Consider the following 25,863-nt stretch of genomic DNA (forward strand, 5'->3'; position numbering starts at 1 on the left):
ATGTGGAAACTTTATGATTGAAAGCTGGTTTTTTGTATTAGCAATGTTGGCTGTTTTGCTTATCCCTGGTCCGACAAATGCATTACTTGCAACCGCAGCTCACTCACAAGGTTTATCTAAAACATTCTGGCTTATTCCAATGCAATGGTTAGGCTATGCCTATGGCATCAGCTTTTGGGCCGTATTTATTCATTTAGCAGCTCCAGTCTGGCCAGCGCTGCTACTCATTTTGCATATTACGAGTGTGCTATATGTATTCTGGATGGCATTCCGTTTATGGAAAACCACACATTTACAACAGTTTAGCCAGAACCATCGCAATATTCGCCCACGTCAACTATTCTTCTCAACTTTAAAGAATCCTAAGTCCTTACTGTTTGCAGCTGGTATTTTCCCAGCTGAAACATGGAATTCGCCCGAAAATTTTCTTATGGTCTTTGCTGCTTTTACTTTGACTCTTATTCCTGCTGCGAGTTTCTGGATGATTTTTGGACGTGCTTTATTAACGGGTTCAATGCAGAAAATAAAAGCCGATCATTTATATAAAGGATCGGCTATGTTACTTATTTTGTGTATGCTTCCGGTGGTATTTCGTTTCTTCTAAAGGAACTCTTAAACGTTAGCTTTACGGTTCTTTAATTTTTCGCGGATAAATCCAATAATACCTGGTAGAACACTAATAATAATGATGCCGAAAATAAGATGGGTAAAGTTATCTTTTACAACTGGCATATTTCCAAATAAATACCCTAACGTTACAAAAGAAGCCACCCAACAGAATGCTCCAATTAAGTTGTATGTCAGGAAAAACTTATAATTCATACTACCAGCACCGGCAACAAAAGGGGCGAAGGTGCGGGCAAATGGAATGAATCGAGCAAAAATAATTGTTTTGCCACCATGACGGGCAAAGAATTCTTGAGTTTTTGTTAAATGCTGTTTGTTAATGAGTCGGGAATTCATTTCAAACACACGTGGACCGATAAAACGACCAATATGATAGTTCACAGTGTCGCCTAAAACTGCTGCAATAAAAAGTAGAGTACCCAGTAACCATGGATCCATCTTACCCGTAGATGCCGCTAAAGCACCTGCTGCAAACAATAAACTATCTCCCGGTAAGAACGGCATGACCACTAGACCGGTTTCGACAAAAATAATTAAAAATAAAATGCCATAAATCCAGACTCCGTAATTTGTAATAAATTCGGCGAGATGCTGGTCAACGTGTAGAATAAAATCAAGAAGTTCCATGAGATGATTAAGTGGTAAACCGTGCTCAAATCCTAGCAGTGAGCCTATCGAAAGTCAGTATAAAACATCAAAAATATACAAATTGATCATCCTATTTGTGCAACGATATATATGGATTTTGAGTATTTAATTATCAATGTCCCAAACCTAGAATGAGTTCATCAACAAATAAGCATTTAAATAAAGGTGGCTGTATGTTTAATCCAAATGTGGTGGTCAAAAATATCGTAACGCAACCAGGCGCGGATAGTTTCATTAGCCTTGTTGCTCGTCTTCTTATCGCTTACATCTTTCTTGTTGCTGGTTGGGGGAAAATTACCGGTTATGCAGCAACTGTAGGTTATATGGAAGCTATGGGTGTTCCAGGTGGAATTCTACCATTAGTCATTTTGGTTGAGTTCGGTGGTGGTTTAGCTTTGTTATTTGGTTTCCAAGCGCGTTTTGCAGCTTTTGGTCTAGGAATCTTTAGTATCTTGACTGCATTCTTGTTTCACCAAGGTGGTGCTGATGCAGCAGCGCAATATAATAATGGCATCCATTTTATGAAAAACTTTGCAATGGCAGGTGGTTTGTTCTTCTTGATGCTTCATGGTGCTGGACGTATTAGCTTAGACCATGCAATTGAAAAATAATATTCAAGACAAAATAAAACCGGATGAGCAATTCATCCGGTTTTTTTATATTTAAAAATTAGAGCATAAACTGGATTTGTAATTCTCCAACAACAAAACCAAGTACGGCTCCTACTGCAATGAGTGCCCACTCATCTTCTTTGAACGCGGGACGCAACATCCCTTCAAATTCGGATGGTGTTAATTTTTGCATACGTTCAATTAAAGTGCTGCGAATATTCATTGCATCTTCCGCATACGACTCAACATATTTCATCGTTTCTGGTAGCTGTTGCATAATACGTTCAGCAACCTGTGTTTTCATATTTTGGTATTTTTCGCCGCCAATTGCATAAACAACAAGTGGGCGAATCACACCTGCCTGCATATCAATTTCCTGTTTAACATGGCGGTTAACTAACTCAATTACACGCGCAGAGTGAGTACCTGAAAACAACTCTTCCATCATATGACGTGAAGTTAAAAGCTGTTTGGAAATTAAGGCTGCGTAGTCAGCTGCTACTTCATTTTGTCGTTTAATAAATAGACCTTGCCATGTATAGCCCAATATCTTTTTCGGATAGAGCGGTCTAAACATCATTTGTAGGGCAATCCAGTCACTAAAGAACCCTACAAATCCGCCAAACATCGGTAGCATCCAAGGGTATTTGCCTTGTGTGATAATCCAGCACAACATTTGGATTACACCAATTCCAAAACCGAATACAAAACCAACGTTACTGAAGAATTTAAATTCTTGTTTGCCTACACGCTTAAAAATATTGTTGAGTAGACGTTTATCTTTAAGCAAGTTGCTAATCACCAAATGCTTAATATCAAAATATCGATTTACGTCACGTTGCACTTCACTCATGATGTGCTCGACAATTTCCGGTGCTTTTGATTGCACTCTACGGATCAGTCTTTGGCGGGCAAACTCAGGCATACCTTCCCATAAACCGGGTTGATACTCTTGCGCGACTTCACGCGTAATATCTTCTGCTGCTGCCATTAATGGTTTTTCAATTTCTTTGGCAATACGCTTTGGGTCAAGGCGAGCAAAAATTTCTTCGGGTTTAATCAGCTTAGCTGTCATGAGTTCAACAGCAATGGTTGCCATTTTTTCAGCTTTACGAGGCACGATACCTTGCCAGCCAAAAAACGGTTTAATACCTTTAAATTCAAGTGGTGAGAACATCATTTGAATGGCAATCACTTTAGTGACATAGCCAATTAAACCACTCATGAAAGGAATAGAGACATACAACCAAAAATGTTGCTGGAAATCTGCAATCATAGTTTGAAGCATTGTTGTTCCTTAGATTTCTATTGATTTTGATATGGGGCAACAAGCCATAAAAAAACGGATAACTGTTCAAGGACAGACAAATATCGCTAATGGTATTTACCTTTCCATGGTAATGCCTGTTTTATCGGGTCATCTTAACATCAAATTCACGACGATGTTGCATAGAATGTGATGAATTTATCAATGTGTATGAAGTTTTTAAGGGGTATACAGTATATTGATAAATATCAATAAATTTTAATTTACATTGATCAATCCCAATATAGAAATGATTCTGATATGAAAAAAATAAGATATATGATGATTTGCGGTGCGCCGAAGCGTGAAAAATGTTAAAATGGCGCGCTTAATTCTTTTGCCATTTAGTGGTTTGTCATGACTACCAATACTCAAATTACTGAAGATCGTATCCTGATCCTGGATTTCGGCTCTCAATATAGTCAGCTCATTGCACGTCGTGTACGTGAAGCTGGTGTTTACTCTGAAATGTATGCCTTTGATATGTCTGAAGAAGACATCCGTGCTTTTAAGCCAAACGGTATCATTTTATCAGGTGGACCTGAGAGTGTGCATGAAGAGGGCAGCCCGCGAGCACCGCAAGTGGTGTTTGAATTAGGTGTTCCAGTATTGGGTATTTGCTATGGTTTACAAACCATGTCTGAACAGTTAGGCGGTAAAGTTGAGCCGGGTACTGTACATGAGTTTGGTTATGCCGAAGTTGATATCGTTAAACGTGACCAACTTATTGGCAACTTACAAGACCGCGAAAACCAGTTACACGTTTGGATGAGCCACGGCGACAAAGTGAGCAAAATTCCAGAAGGCTTTACAATTACTGCAAGCACACCAAGTTGTCCAGTTGCTGCTGTAAGTGATGAAGCACGTCGTTTCTATGGCGTGCAATTCCACCCAGAAGTAACGCACACGGCAAAAGGTGAAGAGTTACTTGCAAACTTCGTTCATAAAATTTGTGGATGTGGTGGCCTTTGGACACCTGAACACATTATCGATTTACGTGTAGAACAATTACGTGAACAAATCGGTAATGAAAAGGTTCTTTTGGGTCTTTCTGGTGGTGTTGACTCATCTGTTGTTGCTGCACTTTTGCACAAAGCAATTGGCGATCAGTTAACATGTGTATTTGTTGATAATGGTTTACTTCGTTTAAACGAAGGCGATCAAGTGATGCAAATGTTTGCTGAAAACATGGGTATCCGTGTTATTCGTGCAGATGCTGAACAACGTTTCTTAACTGCATTGGCCGGTGAAGTTGATCCAGAGAAAAAACGTAAAATCATTGGTCGTGAATTCATCGAAGTATTTGCTGAAGAAGCACGTAAACTTGATGGCGTGAAATTCTTGGCACAAGGTACGATTTACCCAGACGTAATCGAATCTGCTGCAAGCAAACAAGGTAAAGCACACGTTATTAAATCTCACCACAACGTAGGTGGTTTACCAGACGATTTAGCATTTGAATTGGTTGAACCTTTACGTGACTTGTTTAAAGATGAAGTACGTAAATTAGGTACTACACTTGGTTTACCGCATAGCATGATCTACCGTCATCCATTCCCGGGCCCTGGTTTAGGTGTTCGTATTTTGGGTGAGGTGAAAAAAGAATATGCAGATATTCTTCGTCTTGCTGATGACATCTTTATGCAAGAGCTTCGTGACAGCGGTTGGTATGACAAAACTGCTCAAGCATTTGCTGTGTTCCAGCCAGTTAAGTCAGTTGGTGTAGTAGGTGATGGCCGTCGTTATGCTTGGGTAATTGCGCTTCGTGCAGTTGAAACAGTTGACTTTATGACAGCTCGTTTTGCACATTTACCATACGAATTGGTTGATAAAATCTCAACGCGTATTATGAATGAAATTAAAGATGTATCACGTGTGGTATACGACGTGTCATCTAAACCACCAGCAACGATTGAGTGGGAATAAGCAAATGAAAAGGCAGGATTTAATCCTGCCTTTTTTATGTCTATTGATAAAAGCATTATTTATGTTTATCGATATACTGGTGATTAGTAATAAAAAAAATACTTTGATTTGAACCAAAACGTTCTACTGATTTCTCAAAAACCATTCCAACACGTTCTAGTAATTTGATTGATGCTTTGTTCTGTGTTTGAGTCTCAGCTATTACTTTCTTAAGATTTAATTCATTAAATGAATAATTTAAAACAAATTCAAGTGCTTGAGTTGCATATCCATATCCCATATATTCCGGCAGCAATTCATATGATACTTCGATATCTGAGCCGTCATGATGAGTATCCAGAGATATAATTCCTAGAAAATTATGATCAGTAGAAGATCGAATTGCCCAAATAGGTAATTTACTTGGAGTATTAATATCAGTATGTGCTCGCATTTGAGCTAGAGATACTTCCAAGGGTCCACCTAAATACTTTCTAGTCGTATCATTTGTATAAAGTCTAACTAAATTAGACGCATCTGCTAATGTTAAATCGCTTACATAACACAAGTGCATATTATTTATGATTAAAGAGAAAAATTAACATATTACATTTTATAAGAAATTCATCATAAATATTCTTTTCTTTCGTCAGCTTAAACTTCTTCTCAGAAAACGATCTAGTAAGATGCTTAAGCACTCTTTTTTATTGCTTAACTTTTAAAGCTAAAAATTAATCCTAATAAATATCAATACAATAGTTCGTATTCTATTACTTATACTTGATAAAAGATATATTAAGATATATCTTAATATGCATAAATTAAACATATTAGAGAATCTTTAAAGATGAAACAACAATCAGAACATCATCATACTGAGCACAATGAACATCACCACGGACATCACCGTTCAGGTCGCCGTGGAAGACTTTTTGAAGCGGGACGTATGAAACTTCTGGTACTCCACCTTATTCAGCAAAGTCCTAAGCATGGTTATGAAATTATAAAAGAAATCAGTGATTTGGTCGGTGATGGCTATACGCCTAGTGCGGGAACAATTTATCCGACTTTAACCAGTCTGGAAGAAATGAACCTAATTAACTTGTTAGATATAGAGCGCAAGCAATATCAAATTACGGAGTTTGGTGAGGCTTATTTAACTGAACAAAAAGATAAGTTAAATGCACTGTTAGAAAAATTACGTTTAAGACGTGAAATTCACAGTAATGATCAATTAATTGAAATTCACCGCGCCATGGAAAATTTGAAAACAGCCTTACGTTTGAAATTGAATACTACTGACTTAAAGCAAGAGCAAATCTATCAAATTGCCGAAAAAATTGATCAGGCTGCGGTTGCAATCGGGCGTCTATAAGTTGAGATAAGCCATGCTAGAGCTACAGCAAAAAATCAAAGAAGCGGGCCTAAAAGTCACTCATCCAAGACTTGTTGTTTTATCTTTAATTCAACAGCAAGCGGAAGATCTAACGGTTAAACAAATTTATCAAAAGCTCTATACCCAAAAACAGAAATTGAGCTTGGCAACAGTTTATCGGGTGGTCAGTGATTTGGAAGGAGCAGGCCTAATCTCAAATACTCAATTTCAGCGTGGTGAAGCGAAATTTAATTTATCAGAGTTAGCCAATAATCAACTTCTACAAATTTATTGTGCAGAGTTGACACAAGCGAAACAAGAACAATTTCTAGCGAGTTTGCAATCTGTATTTACTCAATTTCAAGTTGACTTGAAGCAGATTGAAATTATCCAAAACCATTAATTTGTAATAGAGAATTTATATATGAAACAGCATCAATATCACGTTACTGTACAACATTTAAAAGATGCCAAAGGCGAAGTTTCTAACTATACGGAAAGGCTCGAGTTCTATACCGGTAATCATGACGACATTTTTGAGATTGTTGAAAAGTTAAAGAATGCAGAATTTTTCGATGATCAAACTACGAAATCTTTTGGAGTTGGTCTAAAACTTTTTAGTGAAGTCATGTTGGAAAATCGGGACCATCCACTGTTTCAAGAGTTCTTTCCCCAGTTCGGGCAATTTATGAAAAATCTAAAACAGCTTGTTAAAACTCAATCATCTTAAGCTGCTTTAAGCAGCTTTAATTATTTTCTATTTTATAATTAAAAATCGATTGTCTCATTGATAGCACCCTGTGTATTACTAAAAGACTATATTGAATAATGAGTGTATTGTTAAGATCAGTATAACAACTCATTGCAAAAGCATAGGTAAAAGAGAGTAATATCATGAGCAATAATAACGATTACGATATTTCTGATTCAAAGGATTGCGAGAAATTTGCCAATCAATTCATTCAGGAATTTCCAATTCGCTCTGCTGAAATTGGACAGGGGACGGTGATTAAGCGGGCTTTACCTAGTCGACAAAAGCGAATGATTGGGGCGTGGTGTTTTCTGGATCATGCAGGCCCAGTAACATTTCCTGCAGGTAATGGTTTAGATGTGGGTCCGCACCCGCATATTGGTTTGCAAACCTTCACGTGGATGATTGAAGGCACCATGATGCATACCGATAGTTTGGGTTCAAAACAATTAATTCGTCCTAAACAAGTTAATTTAATGACAGCGGGTCATGGTATCTCTCATACAGAAGTTGCACCTGATACTGAAACTCAAATGCATGCTGCGCAGCTCTGGATTGCTTTACCTGATCATAAGCGCAATATGGATCCGAAATTTGAACATTATCCTGAGTTGCCTGTTGTTGAAAAAGATGGTCTAGAATTTACAGTTCTTGTCGGTGAATATTTGGCAACGACTTCTCCAGTTGTGGTGCATACACCGTTAGTAGGTGTGGACCTTATTGCAACCCACGATACTAAAACACGTATTCCATTAAATCCTGAGTTTGAATATGGTTTCATGGCATTAGATGGCGTTGCTCATGTGAATGGTCATGAACTCACTGCCGACAACATGGTTGTATTAGATACGGGTTTAAGTGAAATTGAGATTGAAATCAAAAAAGGTAACCGTGTGCTGTTAATTGGCGGTGAACCGTTTGAAACTCCAATTTTGCTATGGTGGAACTTTGTTGCACGTACTATGGATGATTTAAAAGAAGCACGTGAACAGTGGATTAATCATGATGTACGTTTTGGTGAAATTCCAGATTATGTTGGTGCACGTTTAGAGGCTCCAGTTCTTCCAGATCAAATGAGAGCATCAAAATGACAGTAGTAATCGCGAGTAGTAAGGCAAAACCTCTTGCCGAACAGTGGAAAGGTGAAATTACCAGTGGCCGTCATCAATATTTTTGTGATGAACCGGAAAAGTTAGAAGGTCATGATGAGGGGCCCGCACCCTATGATTTGCTGACTGGAAGTCTGGCAGCTTGCACACTCATTACATTAAGAATGTATGCAAAGCATAAAGAATATGATTTTGGTGAGTTCTCGGTTGAAATTGATTTTCATACCAATCGTGAGCATGAAGAACATATCGAGCGTCGTATTGTTTTTAAAGAGTTGCCAAACGAAGAGCTTCAACAGAAAATTTTAACGGTATGTAGTAAAACGCCAGTAACTAAAACTTTGTTACGTAGTTTAGACATTCATACTGTGCTTGTTACAGCATAAAAATGCTATTTTGTTGAGGTGGATGACTTTATATCCATCCCACAAATGGAATAAAACAGCATGTTCACATGCTGTTTTTTATGTAAAAAAGAAAAATAAAAGTAGGCAATAACATGATTAGTGTACACCACCTGGAATGTTCGCGATCGTTTCGGATTTTATGGGCTTTAGAAGAGTTAGGCTTAGATTATGATATTCATTATTATCAACGCTTACCTAACTATTCGGCACCGGAAACGTTGAAATGTATCCATCCGCTCGGCAAGGCGCCAATTTTGACAGATGATGAGCAAGTCATTACAGAATCCGCTGTTATTTTAGAATATTTGCAGCAGCGCTATGATCAAAAACAGCAATTTAAACCTAAGCAAGCTCAGGATTTACAGCAGTATATTTACTGGATGCACTATGCTGAAGGTTCACTTATGCCGTTATTAGTGATGACTTTGGTTATGAATAATGTGAACAAACATGTACCTTGGTTAATTCAACCTGTAGCAAAGAAAATTACAGAAGGGGTGAAGGCAAATTTTGTTCGCCCACGTATGAAAGATCATATTAGTTTTTTAGAAAACTACTTGTCTGAACATGAATATTTTGCAGGGGATTTTTCATTTGCCGATATTCAAATGAGCTTTCCATTAGAGGCTCTACAGTCACGTCTTCAAGGCAAATATCCGCATATTCAAGCATTTTTACATCGGATTCAGCAAAGACCAGCTTTCCAGAAAGCAAGACAGAAAGGTTTGGGGTCAAACGAAAGAAATTGTGCTGATATTTAAAAGAAAAGGAACAAATATTTGTTCCTTTTTTTATTACTTATGCTTTATTTGCGTTTAATTACGATAGAGTCAATGCCGCTATGCTGTAATGTTTGCTGAGCAGCAAGCGCAGCTTCTTGGGTATCGTATGGACCAGAAATAACACGGTACCACGTCTTTCCATTTTCAGAGCTTCTAATTACATCAGCAGATAAGCCATTTAAAATGATCTCTGCGCGTCGAGCATCTGCTTGATCCGGATCGGCATAGCTACGGACCTGTAAAATGTAATTTGGTTGTTGAGGTGCAGCAGCTGTAGAGTCCGTATTATCATCAGTACTAGCAACAGCTTCTGAGGCAGCAGGTTGAGCTGTGCTAGGTGCCTCTACAATCATAGCGGTACCTTGGTTTTTGCTCTCTGGAACTGCCTGTTCTGGAATAGGGGTAACTTGCTGTTGAGGCAATAAATCGTAAAAGCGGTAATCTTTATTGGTTTCTTCTTCTTTGTAGTGATCAGAAGTAATCTGATTTTTTGAAGAAACTGGTTGCCACGGTTTCCAAAGCATGAGCACTACTGCGATACATAAGACCGCTAAAATAGCGACAAGTGTCCCTAACCATTTAGGAATTAAAGGCTTTTTAGGCTTATTAGGTCTTTCAGATACACCGCGTTGCGTTTTGCCAAACACGTGGATTATTCCTCTGTCTTTTGATTGTTTTATTTCGAGTTTAGTTCTCGTTTACTTTAAAACATCGCTTTGCATGGGTGGATTTCCTTACAAAGCGTTATTCCTTACAACACGAAGGGGTATATGACTTTGCCAAATACCCCAACAGTAAATTACATGGCTTCAGGTGCAGAAACACCGAGTAATTCTAAGCCATTGCGCAGTACTTGTTGTACATTGATTGAAAGTAATAAGCGTGCTTGTGTAAGTTCAGCATCATCACTTAAAACTTTATGCTCATTGTACCAACCGTGGAATAGCGCAGCTAATTCTTTTAAGTAGTTACCTACTTGGTGCGGTTCATACGCATTAGCAGCACGCAACACAACGTCTGGATATGCAGCCAGTTTAGCAAGAATTTCAGTTTCTGCATCAAGTGATAAACGCGCAGCATGTGAACGAGCAGCATCCACTTCAAACTGTAAGCCAGTGCTTGCTGCTTTTTCTAACATACGGCAGATACGTGCATGAGCGTATTGAATATAATAAACCGCATTGTCTTTACTTTGTGATACAGCAAGATCTAAGTCAAAGTCAATGTGTTGTTCGCTCTTACGCATTACATAGTAAAAACGAGCAGCATCGTTCCCAACTTCTTTACGTAAGTCGCGTAAAGTCACGAATTGACCTGAACGAGATGACATTTGAACCATCTCGCCACCGCGCCACAAACTTACGAACTGAACTAAAAGAACAGTCAATTTTTTCGAGTCATAACCCATTGCATCAATCGCAGCTTTTACGCGAGAGATATAACCGTGGTGGTCAGAACCCCAAATATCAACAAGGTCGGTATAACCACGTTGTAGTTTATTTAAGTGATATGCAATGTCAGATGCAAAGTAAGTCGTTTGACCATTACGACGTTTAACAACACGGTCTTTTTCATCGCCAAATTCAGTCGATTTAAACCAGATGTTGCCCTCTTTTTCATACAGGAAGCCGCGTTGATCAAGTGTTTCCAACGCTTCGTCAATTTTTGCGCTAAGAGACGCTTCGCTAAACCATTGGTTAAAGGTTACGCCGAAGTCAGCAAGGTCATCTTTAATATCATCTAAAATGGCATGAAGAGCTGCTTGATGGAATACGCGGTAGCCTTCACCTAATAACTGCTGTGAGTTGGCAATAAGGCCATCAATATGCTTTTCTTTATCACCAGATAACACGACTTTGTTGCCTTCGCTATCTAGCTCTTCAGCATATTGCACATCTTCTGGTACATCTTTATAGACGTCTGCTACATCACGAACATATGCATTGTTATCTTTGTCGATAATGCTTTGGGCGATCTCTTTAACGTAGTCGCCTTGATAAGCATTTTTTGGGAATACAAGATTTTGACCCAATAATTCTAAATAACGTAAATAGGTAGAAGTCGCCAAAATATCCATTTGACGGCCAGCATCATTCACGTAGTACTCACGGTCAACTTTTGCACCTGTTGCTTCAAGTAAGTTTGCAACAGTCATACCATAAGCAGCACCGCGACCGTGACCTACGTGTAGGCTAGATGTCGGGTTTGCAGAAACAAATTCAACCTGAATCTTTTTAGCTGCATTTGATTGGCTACGACCAAAGCTTTCTTTTTGAGCTTGAATTTGGTCAAGAATCGCAAAACGTTGGTCTGCATTTAAAAAGAAATTGATAAAACCAGGACCTGCGATTTCAGCTTTGCTGATATCTGCAACTTCTGGTAGCGCTGCGAGAATTTTCTCAGCTAAATCGCGTGGTTTCATACCAGCAGCTTTAGAGCCAATCATGGCAATATTAGAAGCAAAGTCGCCATGGCTTCGGTCTTTGGTGCGCGTTAAATTGCTTGAATTATTCCAATCCGAAGGAAGCACACCTTCTTGCTGAAGGGTTTGCACTGCATGGTCGAGAGCTGCTTGTATTGCCGTATTCATATCAATCGAAAATAGATGTCGCAGAAAAACGTCAAATATAGCAAATTTCCTATGAGTTAGGGGAGTGCATTTAACGCTTTCATTTAATTTCTTTCTTGAAGTTCCATATAACTATTTTTTTTGTAAATATTAAAAAATAAATGTGATTCAATTCTGAAAATACGTAAATACAGGCTTTATAGGCAATATTTTTTAAATTATAAGATAGTAAAACACTTGGTATTTTTTATGAAAATGTAAGGTGGTAAGTAAATATAAGATTTTAAGTCAGATATACAGTTAATTAAGAATAATTTTAAAAAAGATGAAAAATGTAAGTAATTAATTTTTAATATTAATTTTGTTGTATGTTTTTTCTAAATAGTATTCAATTTCAATATCACGGTTTAAAATACCTATTTTGTATTAAATAGTCTTAAGCTTACGCATACAACGAGCTTTAGAGAGTGCTGAAACTGTACTTTTCGGAGTTCTAAGCTGGAAAATGAGATAGGCAATGATATCAGGACACCCAAGTAAACACCCACTTTATATCCCTTATGCAGGCTATACACTTTTAGAGTTACCCCTTTTAAATAAAGGGTCCGCTTTCACTCAAGAAGAAAGAAGTAACTTTAACTTACACGGGTTACTTCCACATATTATTGAGACTATTGAAGAGCAAAGCCAGCGCTCTTATCAGCAATATTGCGCTTTCAATGATGATATTAATAAGCACATCTATTTACGTAATATCCAAGATACTAACGAAACTCTGTTCTACCATTTAATTGAAAATCATCTTGAAGAGATGATGCCAATTATTTACACACCAACCGTAGGTGAGGCATGTCAACGTTTCTCTGATATCTATCGCCGTCATCGTGGTGTTTTTATTTCATATCCAGATCGCGATGTGATTGATGATATTTTGCAGAACGTTAATAAAAACAACGTTAAAGTCATCGTGATTACGGATGGTGAACGTATTTTAGGTCTTGGTGATCAAGGCATTGGCGGCATGGGTATTCCAATTGGGAAACTTTCGCTTTATACCGCATGTGGTGGTATTAGCCCTGCGTACACATTGCCAATCACAATCGATGTAGGGACGAATAACCCTCAATTATTAAATGACCCGATCTACATGGGATGGCGTCAACCACGTATTAGTGGTGATGAGTATTATGAGTTTGTAGATATGGTGATTGAAGCTGTAAAACGTCGTTGGCCAAAAGCACTCATCCAGTTTGAAGATTTCGCACAAAAAAATGCGATGCCACTTTTAGAAAAATATCGCGATAAAATTTGTTGTTTCAATGATGATATTCAAGGAACAGCAGCGGTTTCTGTTGGTAGTTTGATTGCTGCAAGCCGTGCAGCAGGTAAACAGTTAAAAGACCAAACAATTGCTTTCTTGGGGGCGGGTTCAGCGGGTTGTGGTATTGCAGAGCAAATCGTTGCACAAATGGTTTCAGAAGGTCTAACCGATGCTGAAGCACGTGCTCGTGTTTACATGGTAGACCGTTTTGGTTTAATCACTGAAAACCAGCCGAACCTATTAGACTTCCAACGTAAGTTAGCTCAAAAAGCTGAAGTAGTAGATCAGTGGGGCAACATTGAAGAAGTAATTTCACTACTTGATGTTGTTAAAAATGCCAAGCCTACAGTGTTAATCGGTGTTTCTGGTCAGCCAGGCCTATTCACCGAAGAAATTATTAAGACCATGGCTGCCAATTGTGAACGACCAATTGTGATGCCGTTATCTAACCCGACTTCACGTGTGGAAGCTGTGCCGGCTGATATTGTGGAGTGGACTGAAGGTAAAGCATTAATTGCAACGGGTAGTCCATTTACGCCTGTAAATCATCACGGCAAGCTTTACAATATTTCGCAGTGCAATAACTCATACATCTTCCCTGGTATTGGTTTAGGTGTAGTAGCATCAGGTGCTAAACGTGTTACAGAAAACATGCTTATGGCATCAAGTAGTGCATTAGCAGACTGTTCACCGTTGCTGAAAGATCCACAAGCTGACTTATTGCCACCTTTAGGCGAAATTCAACAAGTATCTAAAGTGATTGCATTTGAAGTGGCAAAAGCTGCAATGGCAGATGGTGTGGCTGTAACCATTAGTGATGATTTACTTAAGCAGAAAATTGATCAGTCATTCTGGAAACCAGAATACCGTAAATATAAGCGTATTCCTTTCTAAGAATGAGAATATAAAAAGAGGAGCTTAAGCTCCACTACTGTCCCATAGTTTGCTCTAAATAAAAAAACCTGAGTCTAAATAGTTAAAATATGAGTGCAAACAAACACTTTAACTATAAAGGACTCAGGTTTTGTCACATCAGAATACCGTATTTCATCAATTACTCAAACCCATTCTAAGACAAGATTTTGAACGTCTGGCTAAACTGCACCACTCTGGGCAAAAATTAAGATCAGCCACCCGCTGGGATCAGTTTGTTGCCATATTGATGTCCCAACTTTCTTGTCGGCAAAGCTTAAGAGACATTCAATCCAATCTCGAATCCCAGCAGGAAAAGCTCTATCATCTTGGCGCGAAGAGAATTGCGCGAAGCACCTTAGCAAGACTCAACGAAGAACAGCCCGCCAGCCTGTATCAGCAATTGTTCACACAGCTGCTTCAGCGCTGTGAAAACTCTAAAACTGCACATAAATTTAGATTCAAAAATCCGCTGTATTCACTAGATGCCAGTCATATTGATCTTTCACTGTCATTGTGCGCATGGGCAAAAGTGCATGAATCCAAAGCCAGTATTAAACTCAGTGTTGGCTTAAATCACAGCAATACCATTCCTGAATTTGTAGCGCTTGGGGATGGTATTGAAAATGATATGGTGCAAGGCAGAGCATTTAAATTTCCTGCTGGCAGCATTATCGTCTTTGATAAAGGATATGTTGATTATCAATGGTTTGCTCAGTTGACACTTCAGAACGTCAGCTTTGTAACCCGGCTACGCCCAAAGACAGTTTATCAAGTTAAATCAAGCCGCAGCGTATTAGCGACTAAAGGGATTATTGCGGATGAATGTATTGAATTGAGCAGTGCGTATGCCAAGAAAAGAGGCGCACCTGAATTATTAAGACGTATAGAGTTTTATGATACAGATAAGAAAAGAACATTCGAATTTCTGAGCAACAACTTTCATCTGGCAGCATCCACCATTGCTGCAATTTATAAAGACCGCTGGAAGATTGAGTTATTCTTTAAAGCCATCAAGCAGAATTTAAAACTGAAGTCATTTCTAGGTCGAAGCCGCAATGCGATACAAACGCAAATATGGATTGCATTAATTGCCTATTTGCTGGTGAACTTCGCTAAACACATGGCACAAGAAGGATGGAGTGTTCAGCGTTTACTGAGAATTATTCAGGTCAATTTATTTGAAAGGAAACTTTTAAGGTCACTCTTTGTGCCTGATAAAAAATGGCGAAAACAAGAAGAACCTCAATTGAGGTTCTTCTTGTGATATTTGTGGGACAGCAGTGGCTTAAGCTCCTCTTTTTATCTTTTAAGCCTCTAAAATTTCTTCTAGCAATTCTTCACTTGGTGCAAAGTAATATGCGCCGTCTAGTGGTGTCACGAAGTGCAGTAAGCGGTCATGGATGCCATCCCCACTTGTACCAAACATACGCTTTAACATCGCATCAATAATGTTCAGGTCTTTGGTGTAGGCAATGAAGAATAGGCCTTGATCACCTCGACCATCACCGTAAGGTAAGCTATGACGTAAAATTTCCATTTCTTCGCCTTCATCATCTTCAACGACAGTACGAGCGACATGGGCATTTTCCGGTTTAACATCATCATCTAATTCAATAGATTCAAGCTTGGTACGGCCCATGACATTTTCTTGTGCGTCGACTTTAAGTTTTTTCCATTTTTCCAAGTCGTGTGCATAGCGCTGCGCAAAGATGAAACTACCATCTGCAAATACTCCAGCACTTTCTGGGAGGAGAGCGGTTTCTGCGCGGTCGTCTGGAAATTGAGGATTTTCAGTGCCATCTATAAAGCCAGTAATATCTCGACCATCGAAGTAACGGAAACAAACACGCTCATCCAGAACCTCAACTTTATCTTTAATACCTTCAAAAAATGCTTGGCTTAAAGCAAAACAAATATCAGAACGCATACTGGCAATGTGGATAAGCACATCAGCTGGTACGACGGGCATGTTGAATGCACCATTTTCTGGTTCAAGTTGTTTAAAGCCAGCAGGAGATTGACTGTAAAGCTGTTTCCAAAGTTCTGGACCAAAAGCGACTGCTGTTTTAATTTGCGCGTCTGAATGCTGAGTAATGAGACGGTCACGTGTTTCGAATAAAGCTTCGAGTTGTTCTTTTAATTCAGCAATTGTTAGATCTTTTAAACGAAGAACAATAAAACGGGCATGATCAGATGGTAATGGCAAAATGACAGATTGAGCAGTCATTAGAAGATCTCTCCTCAATTATAATTTAGTATGAGCTTTAATTATTGTGCCTGATGCGAAGAGCTGTTAGTAGTCTATTTATTGATTTTATTGTTTGAATTATCGCCGCGATAGTTTTATAAAACGGTATAATTCCACTTTTATTGTCTATTTTCGCTATGTCTTTGCAAGTTTGGTTTGCTTATGTGTTGGCCTGTTGGGTCATTAGTATTTCTCCGGGAGCAGGGGCTATTGCTTCTATGTCGAGCGGCTTAAATTATGGATTTAGACATGGCTACTGGAATGCAATTGGCTTGCAAATCGCCTTGTTAATTCAAATCATGATTGTGGCGGCAGGTGTAGGTGTTTTATTTGCAACGACCCCATTAGCTTTTCAGGCTGTTAAGTGGTTTGGGGTAGCTTATTTGCTGTATTTAGCTTATTTGCAGTGGACTGCACCAGTAAAAGACATAGAAATTCAACACGAAAAAAAGGATAAAACTGTTTCTGCTCTGCTGTTAAATGGATTTGTGGTCAATATCAGTAACCCTAAAGCGATTGTATTTTTATTGGCAGTTTTGCCTCAGTTCTTAGATTTAAATAAACCTCAATGGATACAATATCTAATTATGGCAGTCACTATGGTTACGATTGATTTGATTGTCATGGCTGGTTATACAGGGCTGGCTTCAAAAGTTTTAAGATTACTACGTTCTCCTAAGCAACAAAAATATTTGAACCGTGGTTTTGCTGTCATGTTTAGTTGCGCAGCATTATTGTTAAGTACGGTTCATCAAGCAGCCTGATTTAGGCCGCTTGAGTTTGATTTTTGATTTTTTGAACCATAAAAATGAGAGCAAAACTCAAAGCCATACATAAAACAATACTGAGGCCAGTCGAGATATTAAGTGCTGCGCTTGACCATAGGCCAACACTGACACCGAGTTGAGCTAAAACAAAAGCCCAAATAACCATTTGCTTTGGTGAGTGAGCGAGTAATCGGGCGCTCAATGCTGGAATAACCAGTAGTGCTCCCATTAAAAGTGAACCAACTGCACGTAAAGCTAATACTGTAAATAAGGCTAGCAGTAACATGAAGATAAGACGCTGCCATTTCGCATTTACACCTTCACTAATCGCAATGTCCGGATCAATTGCAATTTGAATTTGAGGTTGCCAAAAGCGATAAAGAATTGCCAGTGATATAGCAATAATTAATGTGAAAACAGGTAGGTCTGGCCAGTCAATACTCAGTAAGTCACCGAATAAATAACTTAAAAGCTCCGGTCTTAAACTTGGAACATGCTGAATAAACAGGAGGCCACTACATAGTAATGTTGCTGAACATAGGGCAAGCAAAGCATCGTTTGGTAAACGATTGTCATGTAGTGCCCATAAAATAGCGACTAATAAAATAGCCGTACCTGCCACGCCAAACCAGAGGGGAAGGCTTAAAGCACCAGCAATTGCTACCCCAAGTAAGGTTCCATGTGCCATGGTGTCTGCAAAAAAAGACATACGTCTCCATAGCATGAGACAACCAAGTGGTGCGGTCAAAAAGACCAATAGGGTTCCCATAATCCATGCGGGCAACAATAATTGTAACCATTCCATCATGGCTTAAGCTTCCGGTTCTGGGTGGATGTGAGGTCTACTATTGTGAGGGCAGGGGTGTGCCGCATCACCATGCGCACAGTGGTCATGATGGTGTTGATAAAAGACTCGCTGGGTGCCAAATATTGCCTGATATTCAGGATGCTGCTGAATATTTTCGGGTAATCCACTACAACATATATGTTTATTTAAACAAACAACTCTATGCGTGCCTTGCATAACCCATTGTAAGTCATGGGAAACAATTAAGATGGCGCATCCATAACGCTCCGGCAGACTACGTACATATTCATAAAGCTCAGCTTCAGATTGAATATCTAGACCTTGCATCGGTTCATCAAGAACGAGAATATCTGGTTTTCTAAGTAAAGCGCGTGCCAATAGTACGCGTTGACGTTCACCACCGGAAAGTTGTTGAACTTTTGATTGTTGTAACTTTGCAATACCGGTGTCTTGAATAATTTCCTGACGAAGGGTAGGGCTACACTTTTCAAGATTTAATAAATCTTGAACACGTAAAGGAAGACTATGAGAGGGATTAAATTTTTGAGGGACATAAGCCATTTTTAGTTTTTTATCGCTTATGACACGTCCGCTACTTGGCTTTAAAATACCAAGTAGAACTTTAATTAAAGTCGACTTACCCGCACCATTCGGACCAATTAAGGTCACAATTTCATTTTGATGCAGATCAAAGTCGACTTTTTTTAATATATCCCGATCATCACGGCGAACAGAAACCTGTTCAAGTTGTATTAATACAGGATTTAGCGAGCTGTGCGGCACTGCTGGCATTTCCCCGAAATTTCAATAATGCTGTGTTGTGCTGTGAAATCATCTAAAGCTGCAAGTTGGTCGAGTTGTTGAGTTAGACCTTGTGAAGATGCTTCTTTAACAGTGTGACATTCGGTGCAAATTAGGAATGCAGCTTGATGTCCTTCACGTGGATGACAGCATGGAATATAAGCATTAATAGATGTTAAGCGATGGATTAGACCTTTTTCTAATAAGAAGTCTAAAGTTCTATAAACAGTTGGAGGAGCGGCAGGGCGATCTGTCTGACTTTTAATACGTGCTAATAAGTCATACGCACCCATTGGACCTGAAGCATTTAAAATGAGCTCAAGAACTTCTTTACGTAAAGGCGTAAGACGTGCGCCAACTGCAGAACATAAAGTTTCTGCTTCAGCTAAACGACTTGCGACATTATGGTGATCATGTACACCATGCAAAGAATCATGATGTTCATGCGTGCAAGAACTCATAGACATAACCTCAAATTTTTAATGGAATATTAGCATGAAGCGATGCTTCATTCGATTAATCTTAGGTATTTTTGTAACTTTGTTATATTATAACATGCTTCGAGCTATTACTAATTGATGGTCTGTCATGTTCCGCGTTTTTGTTTTCAGTATGTTCTCTCTTTTGAGTACGCTAGGTTGGAGTCAGGGTTTGGTTGTCTCTACACACCCAATCTATTTGATTGCAAAAGAAATTACCAAAGGTGTTGAAGAACCTCAATTATTGCTTCAGGGCCAAAGTGGACATGACGTACAACTCACCCCGGCACATCGTAAAGCAATCAATGATGCCTCTTTGGTGATTTGGTTAGGAAAGGCTCATGAAGCTCCGCTAAACAAACTGCTGAGTAACAATAAGAAAGCAATTTCTTTATTAGACAGTGGTATTCTTTCTATTTTGCCGCAGCGTAATACGCGTGGTGCTGCTTTACCAAATACTGTGGATACGCATGTGTGGTTGGAGCCAAACAATGCAGTACGGATTGGCTTTTTTATTGCAGCTTTGCGTTCACAGCAGCATCCTGAAAACAAAGCAAAGTATTGGAATAATGCCAATATATTTGCCCGGAATATGTTACAGGCAGCTCAAGCTTACGATAGCTCAAGTAATGGGAAACCATATTGGTCTTATCATGATGCTTATCAGTATTTGGAACGCTCGCTTAATTTAAAGTTTGCAGGTGCTTTAACGGATGACCCGCATGTTGCACCTACAGCAGCTCAAATTAAGTATCTTAATGATAATCGACCAAAACCTCAGATGTGTTTACTTGCAGAAAGTTTCACAACAAAAGGTCAATATCAGAAACTGGGCAGTATTACCTTCCAACCCGTTGATGAAAGTATGAATAATGAGGACGATTTTGTAACAGCATGGAAGAAACTGGCGATAAAAACCGATAAATGTGTATTAAATACGCAAAAGTAAGATAAAAAGTAAACAAAGGCTGACTGTAGCGTCAGCACCACCTGTCACGAAAAACCCCGACTAAAGTCGGGAAAAGATTGCATGTTCAGGGGTGTAACTCTATAATGCCTGCGATTAAAAGCGATCATCAGCTAAACTTGTCAAGCATTTATGCTGTGAGTGGATAAATAATGAGCCAAACTAGTCGCTTGATTGACCGACGATTAGCAAAAGCTTTGGTCTTCTTACAAGCATGCATGATCCCTGTTTCCGCACTTGTGGCGTGGAGCATAAAAGACATGACAGCAGCATTAAGTGCGGCACTTGGTGCATTGGTCTGCTGGCTTGCTACCAGTTATTTTGCGTGGCAATCCTTCAGGACGGCAGGTGCGAGAGCATCTAAACAAGTGCTGTCTAACATGTATAGGGGCATGTTAGGCAAATTTGCAATTATGATCGTTGGATTTATTTTGATTTTGAGCAATGTTAAACCTTTATCACCGTTAGCATTGCTGTTTGGTTTTATCCTCGTTCAAGCGATGTCGTGGGTTGCTCCTTTTTGGGTTTCACGTCTACAAAAACGAGTATAGAAACAAGAAGAATTGAAGATTTTTTGGAGGGTGGCGAGATATCGACAGTACGCCGATGTTCGTTTCCCTTCTTTTTAGTAATTGACATTGACCAGGTGTGATTTATGGCTGCTGAAGAACATGCCCTCACTTCGACAGAGTATATCAAGCATCACTTGACCAATATGACCTATGGCAAAATGCCAGACGGTACATGGAAATTGGCTGAGACTGCTGAAGAAGCTCATTCGATGGGGTTCACTGCAATTCACTTGGATTCAATGGGTTGGTCAATTGGCCTTGGTGTGATTTTCTGTTTGTTGTTTTGGATGGTTGCGAAAACTGCGAAAGCTGGCGTTCCAACAAAATTCCAATCTGCAATTGAAATGATCATTGAGTTTGTTGACTCAAGTGTCCGTGATACTTTTCATGGCAAATCACGTTTAATTGCTCCACTTGCACTCACTATTTTCGTGTGGATTTTCCTCATGAACTTAATGGACTTGATTCCAGTTGACTGGATTCCTCAAGTTGCTGCATTTGTTGGTGCTCACGTATTTGGCATGGACCCTCACCACGTTTACTTCAAGATCGTTCCATCTACAGATCCAAACATTACCCTTGGTATGTCTTTATCTGTATTTGTACTTATCTTGTTCTACAGCATCCGCGAGAAGGGTGTTGGTGGTTTCGTAGGCGAGTTGGCACTTAACCCATTTAACCCAAGTAATCCAGTTGCAAAAGCGTTGCTTATTCCAGTGAACTTGATTTTGGAATTGGTAACATTCCTTGCTCGTCCTATTTCATTGGCTCTCCGACTGTTCGGTAACATGTATGCCGGTGAGTTAATCTTTATCCTGATCGCATTATTGCCGTTCTGGATTCAATGGGCGTTATCTGTGCCTTGGGCGATCTTCCACATTCTTGTAATCACGTTGCAGGCATTCATCTTTATGATGCTTACCATCGTTTACTTGAGCATGGCAAGCGAAAAACATTAATGGTATTGCCTAACTATCAAATGATGGTTGGGCTGAATTTTTTTAATTTAATTTGGTAATAACCTAACCTCTGAGGAATTTTTCATGGAACTCACTTTAGGTCTAGTTGCAATTGCATCTGCTATCTTGATCGCTTTCGGTGCTTTGGGTACTGCGATTGGTTTTGGTCTTTTGGGTGGTCGCTTTTTAGAAGCTGTAGCTCGTCAACCAGAATTAGCTCCACAACTTCAAACTCGTATGTTCTTAATCGCGGGTCTTCTTGATGCTGTGCCTATGATCGGTGTTGGTATTGGCTTGTTCTTCATCTTCGCTAATCCATTTGTAGGTTAATCAGCTTAATTCCGAAATCCACTATTTGAGGAATTGCAATGAATATCAACCTCACATTGATTGGTCAAGCGATTGCGTTTGCGTTTTTTGTCGCATTCTGCATGAAGTTTGTTTGGCCACCACTAATCAATGCGATTAGTGAGCGTCAGCGTAAAATCGCTGATGGCTTAAATGCAGCAGAAAAAGCGAAAGCTGACCTTGCCGATGCACAAGCGCAAGTGAAGCAAGAGCTTGATGCAGCTAAAGCACAAGCGGCTCAATTGATCGAACAAGCGAACCGTCGTGCAGCGCAATTGATCGAAGAAGCTCGTACTCAAGCTGCGGCTGAAGGTGAGCGTATTCGTCAACAAGCTAAAGAAGTTGTTGATCAAGAGATCAATTCTGCTCGCGAAGAATTACGTCAACAAGTAGCTGCCTTGGCAGTGACTGGTGCAGAAAAGATCCTGAACCAACAAGTTGATGCAGAAGCTCATAACGCCATGCTGTCTCAGCTGGCTGCTAAACTTTAAGCGAGGCGAATTATGGCTGAACTCTTGACGTTGGCACGTCCGTATGCCAAAGCAGCATTTGCTTATGCTTCTGAGCAAGGTGCAACAGACAATTGGTCGAATGCGTTACAAGTGCTCAGTGCTGCGGTGCAAGACGAAGCATTTTCCGCTTATTTAAATCGCCCTGAACTTACTCCTGCGGAGCAAGTGAAGCTTTTTGCTAAAGTTTTAGGTGAAGATCAATCTCAAGCAGTGTCTAACTTTTTGACACTTCTTGCAGATAACGATCGATTAGTGTTGTTACCTGAAATTGCAGCAGAATATGAACAGCTTAAATCACAGAATAACAATACGGTTGATGTCGTGATTGAATCGGCGTTTCCGTTAACTTCTGTTCAGGAACAATTGCTTGCACATGCGTTAGAAAAACGCTTCAAGGCAGCAGTTAATGTTTCTGTCGAAGTTAATCCTGCTTTGATTGCAGGTGTGGTTATTCGTGCAGGCGATCAAGTGATAGATGATTCTGCGCTTAACAAGCTTGAAAAAATGCGTACTCGTCTTCTTGCATAATGCAAATGATGAAGACTGAACTAATAAAAGATTGAGGAATAGCGCAATGCAACAACTGAATCCATCCGAGATCAGTGCGCTCATTAAACAGCGTATCGGAGATCTGGACACCAGCGCGACCGCTAAAAACGAAGGTACCATTGTTATGGTATCCGACGGTATCGTGCGTATTCACGGTCTTGCTGATGCAATGTACGGTGAAATGATCGAATTCGACGGCGGCTTATTTGGTATGGCACTGAACCTAGAACAGGATTCAGTGGGTGCCGTTGTTTTAGGTAACTACCTAAGCCTTCAAGAAGGCCAAAAAGCTCGTTGTACAGGTCGTGTTTTAGAAGTTCCAGTTGGTCCTGAACTTCTTGGCCGTGTAGTAGATGCTTTGGGTAACCCAATTGATGGTAAAGGCCCAATTGATGCAAAATTAACTGATGCTGTTGAAAAAGTAGCACCAGGCGTAATTTGGCGTCAATCTGTAGACGAGCCTGTTCAAACTGGTTATAAATCAGTTGATACCATGATTCCTGTGGGTCGTGGTCAGCGTGAGTTGATTATTGGTGACCGTCAAACTGGTAAAACAGCAATGGCGATCGATGCGATTATCGCTCAGAAAAACTCTGGCATTAAGTGTGTATACGTTGCGATTGGTCAAAAACAATCAACAATTGCAAACGTTGTACGTAAGCTAGAAGAAACTGGCGCTATGGCGTATACAACTGTTGTCGCTGCTGCGGCTGCTGATCCTGCTGCAATGCAGTACTTAGCTCCGTACTCTGGCTGTACAATGGGTGAATACTTCCGTGACCGCGGTGAAGACGCTCTTATCATTTATGATGATTTGTCTAAGCAAGCTGTTGCTTACCGTCAAATTTCATTGCTTTTACGTCGTCCACCAGGTCGTGAAGCGTATCCAGGTGACGTATTCTATCTTCACTCACGTCTTCTTGAACGTGCTTCTCGTGTATCTGCTGAATACGTTGAGAAATTCACTAATGGCGCAGTAACTGGTCAAACTGGTTCTTTAACTGCATTGCCAATTATTGAAACTCAAGCAGGTGACGTATCTGCATTCGTACCAACGAACGTAATTTCGATTACTGACGGTCAGATCTTCTTAGAAACATCATTATTCAACGCAGGTATCCGTCCTGCTGTGAACGCGGGTATCTCTGTATCTCGTGTTGGTGGTTCTGCTCAAACTAAGATCATCAAAAAATTGTCTGGTGGTATCCGTACTGCTTTAGCACAATACCGTGAATTGGCTGCGTTTGCTCAGTTTGCTTCTGACCTTGACGAAGCAACTCGTAAGCAACTTGAACATGGTCAACGCGTAACTGAGTTAATGAAGCAAAAACAATATGCTCCTTACTCAATTGCTGACCAAGCTGTTTCTGTTTATGCATCTAACGAAGGCTATATGGCTGACGTAGAAGTTAAGAAAATCGTAGACTTTGATGCTGCGTTAATTGCTTACTTCCGTTCTGAATATGCTCCGTTGATGAAACAAATCGATGAAACTGGTGATTACAACAAAGACATCGAAGCAGCAATCAAAGCAGGTATTGAAAGCTTTAAAGCGACTCAAACTTACTAAGTTCAGTTTTAGTTAAGTTTGGTTCACGGATCAACCTTCGGAAGCTCGAAAGGGCTTTCGAATACTAGGTTAAGCGTATGGCAAATTTAAAAGAAATTCGCGCCAAAGTAGCTAGTATCAAGAGCACGCAAAAGATTACTCGCGCGATGCAAATGGTAGCTGCTTCTAAAATGCGTCGTGCGCAAGAGCGCATGGCTCAAGGCCGTCCGTATGCCGATAATATGCGCCGTGTAATTGCTCACTTGGTACAAGCAAACCCTGAATATAAACACCGTTATATGGTTGACCGCCCAGTTAAGCGTGTTGGCTATATCGTAGTGTCTTCAGATCGTGGTTTGGCAGGTGGCTTGAACATTAACTTGTTCAAGAAAGTTGTGCAGCATGTCAAAGCACAACAACAGCAGTCAATTGAAGTTGAATTTGCTTTAATTGGTCAAAAAGCGGTTTCGTTTTTTAAGAATTACGGCGGTAAAGTGCTTGGTGCAACTACCCAACTTGGCGATGCGCCGAGTTTGGAACAGTTAACTGGCTCAGTGCAAGTTATGCTTGATGCATTTGATAAGGGCGAATTAGATCGTATCTATCTCGTATCAAATGGCTTCGTTAATGCAATGACTCAGCAGCCTAAAGTAGAACAACTTGTTCCTTTAGCACCAGCAGAAGAAGGCGATGACCTCAACCGTACTTATGGTTGGGATTATATCTACGAACCAGAAGCAGAAGAATTGTTAAATGGTTTGTTGGTTCGCTATATCGAGTCTATGGTTTATCAAGGTGTGATTGAAAACGTTGCATGTGAGCAGTCAGCTCGTATGGTCGCGATGAAAGCAGCGACAGACAACGCAGGACAATTGATTAAAGACCTACAACTCATTTACAACAAGCTGCGTCAAGCCGCGATTACTCAGGAAATTTCCGAGATCGTTGGCGGTGCCGCTGCCGTTTAACATTATTAAG

At 39.8% G+C, this 25,863-nt stretch carries 29 protein-coding genes; 20 read left to right on the forward strand and 9 right to left on the reverse strand.

Annotated features, from left to right (window positions below; translation table 11 throughout):
- Positions 1-13: 13 nt before the first annotated feature.
- Positions 14-604 carry a LysE family translocator gene (locus tag CSB87_RS10240; RefSeq protein WP_004883927.1) on the forward strand — a complete coding sequence of 197 codons (591 nt, stop codon included), beginning with the start codon at positions 14-16 and terminating at the stop codon, positions 602-604.
- Positions 605-612: 8 nt separating this feature from the next.
- Here CSB87_RS10240 and CSB87_RS10245 read toward each other — a convergent pair whose 3' ends face one another.
- On the reverse strand, positions 613-1,254 hold the full coding sequence (locus CSB87_RS10245; protein WP_002054234.1) for a DedA family protein: 642 nt from the start codon (positions 1,252-1,254) through the stop codon (positions 613-615).
- Positions 1,255-1,448: 194 nt separating this feature from the next.
- Here CSB87_RS10245 and CSB87_RS10250 point away from each other — a divergent pair, with 194 nt between their 5' ends.
- Positions 1,449-1,886, forward strand: coding sequence for a DoxX family protein (locus CSB87_RS10250; RefSeq protein WP_004711072.1), 438 nt, complete (start codon positions 1,449-1,451; stop codon positions 1,884-1,886).
- A gap of 58 nt (positions 1,887-1,944) precedes the next feature.
- On the opposite strand, the gene CSB87_RS10255 is transcribed toward CSB87_RS10250, so the two are convergent.
- Positions 1,945-3,162 carry a DUF445 domain-containing protein gene (locus tag CSB87_RS10255; protein WP_171057494.1) on the reverse strand — a complete coding sequence of 406 codons (1,218 nt, stop codon included), beginning with the start codon at positions 3,160-3,162 and terminating at the stop codon, positions 1,945-1,947.
- Positions 3,163-3,549: 387 nt separating this feature from the next.
- Between CSB87_RS10255 and guaA the strand changes: the two genes are divergently transcribed.
- Positions 3,550-5,118 carry a glutamine-hydrolyzing GMP synthase gene (gene guaA / locus CSB87_RS10260; protein WP_006582315.1) on the forward strand — a complete coding sequence of 523 codons (1,569 nt, stop codon included), beginning with the start codon at positions 3,550-3,552 and terminating at the stop codon, positions 5,116-5,118.
- A 55-nt stretch (positions 5,119-5,173) separates the two neighbouring features.
- Here guaA and CSB87_RS10265 read toward each other — a convergent pair whose 3' ends face one another.
- Positions 5,174-5,671: a GNAT family N-acetyltransferase gene (locus CSB87_RS10265; RefSeq protein ID WP_006582314.1), complete on the reverse strand. Its 498-nt coding sequence runs from the start codon at positions 5,669-5,671 to the stop codon at positions 5,174-5,176.
- 273 nt (positions 5,672-5,944) lie between these two features.
- On the opposite strand from CSB87_RS10265, the gene CSB87_RS10270 reads away from it, so the two are divergent.
- The 6 genes from CSB87_RS10270 (at position 5,945) to CSB87_RS10295 (ending at position 9,500) form a co-directional block, all read left to right on the forward strand.
- Positions 5,945-6,472, forward strand: a complete 528-nt coding sequence (locus CSB87_RS10270; RefSeq protein ID WP_006582313.1) for a PadR family transcriptional regulator — start codon at positions 5,945-5,947, stop codon at positions 6,470-6,472.
- 13 nt (positions 6,473-6,485) lie between these two features.
- Positions 6,486-6,875 (forward strand): Fur family transcriptional regulator, encoded by a 390-nt coding sequence (locus CSB87_RS10275; RefSeq protein WP_006582312.1) that lies wholly within the window; start codon positions 6,486-6,488, stop codon positions 6,873-6,875.
- A gap of 21 nt (positions 6,876-6,896) precedes the next feature.
- Complete coding sequence (locus CSB87_RS10280; protein ID WP_002054242.1) at positions 6,897-7,202, forward strand: DUF3861 domain-containing protein; 306 nt, start codon at positions 6,897-6,899, stop codon at positions 7,200-7,202.
- Positions 7,203-7,366: 164 nt separating this feature from the next.
- Positions 7,367-8,314 carry a pirin family protein gene (locus tag CSB87_RS10285; RefSeq protein ID WP_006582311.1) on the forward strand — a complete coding sequence of 316 codons (948 nt, stop codon included), beginning with the start codon at positions 7,367-7,369 and terminating at the stop codon, positions 8,312-8,314.
- On the forward strand, positions 8,311-8,718 hold the full coding sequence (locus tag CSB87_RS10290; RefSeq protein ID WP_006582310.1) for an OsmC family protein: 408 nt from the start codon (positions 8,311-8,313) through the stop codon (positions 8,716-8,718). Before CSB87_RS10285 ends, CSB87_RS10290 begins: the two co-directional genes overlap by 4 nt.
- Positions 8,719-8,831: 113 nt before the next feature.
- Positions 8,832-9,500: a glutathione S-transferase family protein gene (locus tag CSB87_RS10295; RefSeq protein ID WP_006582309.1), complete on the forward strand. Its 669-nt coding sequence runs from the start codon at positions 8,832-8,834 to the stop codon at positions 9,498-9,500.
- 44 nt (positions 9,501-9,544) lie between these two features.
- Here CSB87_RS10295 and CSB87_RS10300 read toward each other — a convergent pair whose 3' ends face one another.
- Positions 9,545-10,168, reverse strand: coding sequence for an SPOR domain-containing protein (locus CSB87_RS10300; RefSeq protein WP_006582308.1), 624 nt, complete (start codon positions 10,166-10,168; stop codon positions 9,545-9,547).
- Positions 10,169-10,320: 152 nt separating this feature from the next.
- Positions 10,321-12,111, reverse strand: a complete 1,791-nt coding sequence (gene argS, locus CSB87_RS10305) for an arginine--tRNA ligase (protein ID WP_031952131.1) — start codon at positions 12,109-12,111, stop codon at positions 10,321-10,323.
- 496 nt (positions 12,112-12,607) lie between these two features.
- On the opposite strand from argS, the gene CSB87_RS10310 reads away from it, so the two are divergent.
- Positions 12,608-14,305: an NAD-dependent malic enzyme gene (locus CSB87_RS10310; RefSeq protein WP_006582306.1), complete on the forward strand. Its 1,698-nt coding sequence runs from the start codon at positions 12,608-12,610 to the stop codon at positions 14,303-14,305.
- Positions 14,306-14,435: 130 nt separating this feature from the next.
- Entirely contained in the window at positions 14,436-15,590 is a 1,155-nt protein-coding gene (locus CSB87_RS10315) for an IS4 family transposase (RefSeq protein WP_004738527.1), read from the forward strand.
- A gap of 42 nt (positions 15,591-15,632) precedes the next feature.
- Here CSB87_RS10315 and CSB87_RS10320 read toward each other — a convergent pair whose 3' ends face one another.
- Positions 15,633-16,553, reverse strand: a complete 921-nt coding sequence (locus CSB87_RS10320) for a Dyp-type peroxidase (RefSeq protein ID WP_006582305.1) — start codon at positions 16,551-16,553, stop codon at positions 15,633-15,635.
- A gap of 158 nt (positions 16,554-16,711) precedes the next feature.
- Between CSB87_RS10320 and CSB87_RS10325 the strand changes: the two genes are divergently transcribed.
- Positions 16,712-17,338: a LysE family transporter gene (locus CSB87_RS10325; RefSeq protein WP_006582304.1), complete on the forward strand. Its 627-nt coding sequence runs from the start codon at positions 16,712-16,714 to the stop codon at positions 17,336-17,338.
- Between the two features lies 1 nt (position 17,339).
- On the opposite strand, the gene znuB is transcribed toward CSB87_RS10325, so the two are convergent.
- The 3 genes from znuB to CSB87_RS10340 are packed head-to-tail and all read right to left on the reverse strand — an operon-like array spanning position 17,340 to position 19,411.
- Positions 17,340-18,149, reverse strand: coding sequence for a zinc ABC transporter permease subunit ZnuB (gene znuB / locus CSB87_RS10330; RefSeq protein WP_006582303.1), 810 nt, complete (start codon positions 18,147-18,149; stop codon positions 17,340-17,342).
- Positions 18,150-18,152: 3 nt separating this feature from the next.
- Complete coding sequence (znuC, locus tag CSB87_RS10335) at positions 18,153-18,941, reverse strand: zinc ABC transporter ATP-binding protein ZnuC (RefSeq protein WP_025466868.1); 789 nt, start codon at positions 18,939-18,941, stop codon at positions 18,153-18,155.
- Positions 18,914-19,411 (reverse strand): transcriptional repressor, encoded by a 498-nt coding sequence (locus CSB87_RS10340; RefSeq protein ID WP_002054239.1) that lies wholly within the window; start codon positions 19,409-19,411, stop codon positions 18,914-18,916. The genes znuC and CSB87_RS10340 overlap by 28 nt, the downstream gene beginning before the upstream one ends.
- A 127-nt stretch (positions 19,412-19,538) precedes the next feature.
- Between CSB87_RS10340 and CSB87_RS10345 the strand changes: the two genes are divergently transcribed.
- The 8 genes from CSB87_RS10345 to atpG all read left to right on the forward strand — a co-directional run bounded on the left by CSB87_RS10345 (position 19,539) and on the right by atpG (position 25,853).
- A complete protein-coding gene (locus tag CSB87_RS10345) occupies positions 19,539-20,378 on the forward strand; it encodes a metal ABC transporter solute-binding protein, Zn/Mn family (protein ID WP_004711044.1) in 840 nt (279 codons plus the stop codon).
- Between the two features lie 170 nt (positions 20,379-20,548).
- Complete coding sequence (locus tag CSB87_RS10350; RefSeq protein WP_000084237.1) at positions 20,549-20,947, forward strand: ATP synthase subunit I; 399 nt, start codon at positions 20,549-20,551, stop codon at positions 20,945-20,947.
- A 104-nt stretch (positions 20,948-21,051) separates the two neighbouring features.
- Positions 21,052-21,927 (forward strand): F0F1 ATP synthase subunit A, encoded by an 876-nt coding sequence (gene atpB, locus CSB87_RS10355; protein WP_002054274.1) that lies wholly within the window; start codon positions 21,052-21,054, stop codon positions 21,925-21,927.
- Between the two features lie 84 nt (positions 21,928-22,011).
- On the forward strand, positions 22,012-22,257 hold the full coding sequence (atpE, locus tag CSB87_RS10360) for a F0F1 ATP synthase subunit C (RefSeq protein ID WP_000424060.1): 246 nt from the start codon (positions 22,012-22,014) through the stop codon (positions 22,255-22,257).
- 38 nt (positions 22,258-22,295) lie between these two features.
- The gene (locus tag CSB87_RS10365) at positions 22,296-22,766 is read left to right on the forward strand and encodes a F0F1 ATP synthase subunit B (RefSeq protein ID WP_002054137.1); all 471 of its coding nucleotides are present in this window, start codon (positions 22,296-22,298) and stop codon (positions 22,764-22,766) included.
- A gap of 12 nt (positions 22,767-22,778) precedes the next feature.
- The gene (locus CSB87_RS10370; protein WP_004705938.1) at positions 22,779-23,315 is read left to right on the forward strand and encodes a F0F1 ATP synthase subunit delta; all 537 of its coding nucleotides are present in this window, start codon (positions 22,779-22,781) and stop codon (positions 23,313-23,315) included.
- Between the two features lie 46 nt (positions 23,316-23,361).
- Positions 23,362-24,906, forward strand: a complete 1,545-nt coding sequence (atpA, locus tag CSB87_RS10375; protein ID WP_002054271.1) for a F0F1 ATP synthase subunit alpha — start codon at positions 23,362-23,364, stop codon at positions 24,904-24,906.
- Positions 24,907-24,983: 77 nt separating this feature from the next.
- A complete protein-coding gene (gene atpG / locus CSB87_RS10380) occupies positions 24,984-25,853 on the forward strand; it encodes a F0F1 ATP synthase subunit gamma (RefSeq protein WP_002114131.1) in 870 nt (289 codons plus the stop codon).
- Positions 25,854-25,863: the final 10 nt, after the last annotated feature.

Origin of the sequence: Acinetobacter sp. AR_0276 (assembly GCF_003000705.1) — a bacterium.
Taxonomy (GTDB): Bacteria; Pseudomonadota; Gammaproteobacteria; order Pseudomonadales; family Moraxellaceae; genus Acinetobacter; species Acinetobacter nosocomialis.

Excerpts from the sequence above, each read along its gene's own strand:
- CSB87_RS10240 (WP_004883927.1), top strand. The coding sequence starts at position 14 with ATGATTGAAAGCTGGTTTTTTGTATTAGCAATGTTGGCTGTTTTGCTT.
- CSB87_RS10245 (WP_002054234.1), bottom strand. The coding sequence starts at position 1,254 with ATGGAACTTCTTGATTTTATTCTACACGTTGACCAGCATCTCGCCGAA.
- CSB87_RS10250 (WP_004711072.1), top strand. The coding sequence starts at position 1,449 with ATGTTTAATCCAAATGTGGTGGTCAAAAATATCGTAACGCAACCAGGC.
- CSB87_RS10255 (WP_171057494.1), bottom strand. The coding sequence starts at position 3,162 with ATGATTGCAGATTTCCAGCAACATTTTTGGTTGTATGTCTCTATTCCT.
- guaA (WP_006582315.1), top strand. The coding sequence starts at position 3,550 with ATGACTACCAATACTCAAATTACTGAAGATCGTATCCTGATCCTGGAT.
- CSB87_RS10265 (WP_006582314.1), bottom strand. The coding sequence starts at position 5,671 with ATGCACTTGTGTTATGTAAGCGATTTAACATTAGCAGATGCGTCTAAT.
- CSB87_RS10270 (WP_006582313.1), top strand. The coding sequence starts at position 5,945 with ATGAAACAACAATCAGAACATCATCATACTGAGCACAATGAACATCAC.
- CSB87_RS10275 (WP_006582312.1), top strand. The coding sequence starts at position 6,486 with ATGCTAGAGCTACAGCAAAAAATCAAAGAAGCGGGCCTAAAAGTCACT.
- CSB87_RS10280 (WP_002054242.1), top strand. The coding sequence starts at position 6,897 with ATGAAACAGCATCAATATCACGTTACTGTACAACATTTAAAAGATGCC.
- CSB87_RS10285 (WP_006582311.1), top strand. The coding sequence starts at position 7,367 with ATGAGCAATAATAACGATTACGATATTTCTGATTCAAAGGATTGCGAG.
- CSB87_RS10290 (WP_006582310.1), top strand. The coding sequence starts at position 8,311 with ATGACAGTAGTAATCGCGAGTAGTAAGGCAAAACCTCTTGCCGAACAG.
- CSB87_RS10295 (WP_006582309.1), top strand. The coding sequence starts at position 8,832 with ATGATTAGTGTACACCACCTGGAATGTTCGCGATCGTTTCGGATTTTA.
- argS (WP_031952131.1), bottom strand. The coding sequence starts at position 12,111 with ATGAATACGGCAATACAAGCAGCTCTCGACCATGCAGTGCAAACCCTT.
- CSB87_RS10310 (WP_006582306.1), top strand. The coding sequence starts at position 12,608 with ATGATATCAGGACACCCAAGTAAACACCCACTTTATATCCCTTATGCA.
- CSB87_RS10320 (WP_006582305.1), bottom strand. The coding sequence starts at position 16,553 with ATGACTGCTCAATCTGTCATTTTGCCATTACCATCTGATCATGCCCGT.
- CSB87_RS10325 (WP_006582304.1), top strand. The coding sequence starts at position 16,712 with ATGTCTTTGCAAGTTTGGTTTGCTTATGTGTTGGCCTGTTGGGTCATT.
- znuB (WP_006582303.1), bottom strand. The coding sequence starts at position 18,149 with ATGATGGAATGGTTACAATTATTGTTGCCCGCATGGATTATGGGAACC.
- znuC (WP_025466868.1), bottom strand. The coding sequence starts at position 18,941 with ATGCCAGCAGTGCCGCACAGCTCGCTAAATCCTGTATTAATACAACTT.
- CSB87_RS10340 (WP_002054239.1), bottom strand. The coding sequence starts at position 19,411 with ATGAGTTCTTGCACGCATGAACATCATGATTCTTTGCATGGTGTACAT.
- CSB87_RS10345 (WP_004711044.1), top strand. The coding sequence starts at position 19,539 with ATGTTCCGCGTTTTTGTTTTCAGTATGTTCTCTCTTTTGAGTACGCTA.
- CSB87_RS10350 (WP_000084237.1), top strand. The coding sequence starts at position 20,549 with ATGAGCCAAACTAGTCGCTTGATTGACCGACGATTAGCAAAAGCTTTG.
- atpB (WP_002054274.1), top strand. The coding sequence starts at position 21,052 with ATGGCTGCTGAAGAACATGCCCTCACTTCGACAGAGTATATCAAGCAT.
- atpE (WP_000424060.1), top strand. The coding sequence starts at position 22,012 with ATGGAACTCACTTTAGGTCTAGTTGCAATTGCATCTGCTATCTTGATC.
- CSB87_RS10365 (WP_002054137.1), top strand. The coding sequence starts at position 22,296 with ATGAATATCAACCTCACATTGATTGGTCAAGCGATTGCGTTTGCGTTT.
- CSB87_RS10370 (WP_004705938.1), top strand. The coding sequence starts at position 22,779 with ATGGCTGAACTCTTGACGTTGGCACGTCCGTATGCCAAAGCAGCATTT.
- atpA (WP_002054271.1), top strand. The coding sequence starts at position 23,362 with ATGCAACAACTGAATCCATCCGAGATCAGTGCGCTCATTAAACAGCGT.
- atpG (WP_002114131.1), top strand. The coding sequence starts at position 24,984 with ATGGCAAATTTAAAAGAAATTCGCGCCAAAGTAGCTAGTATCAAGAGC.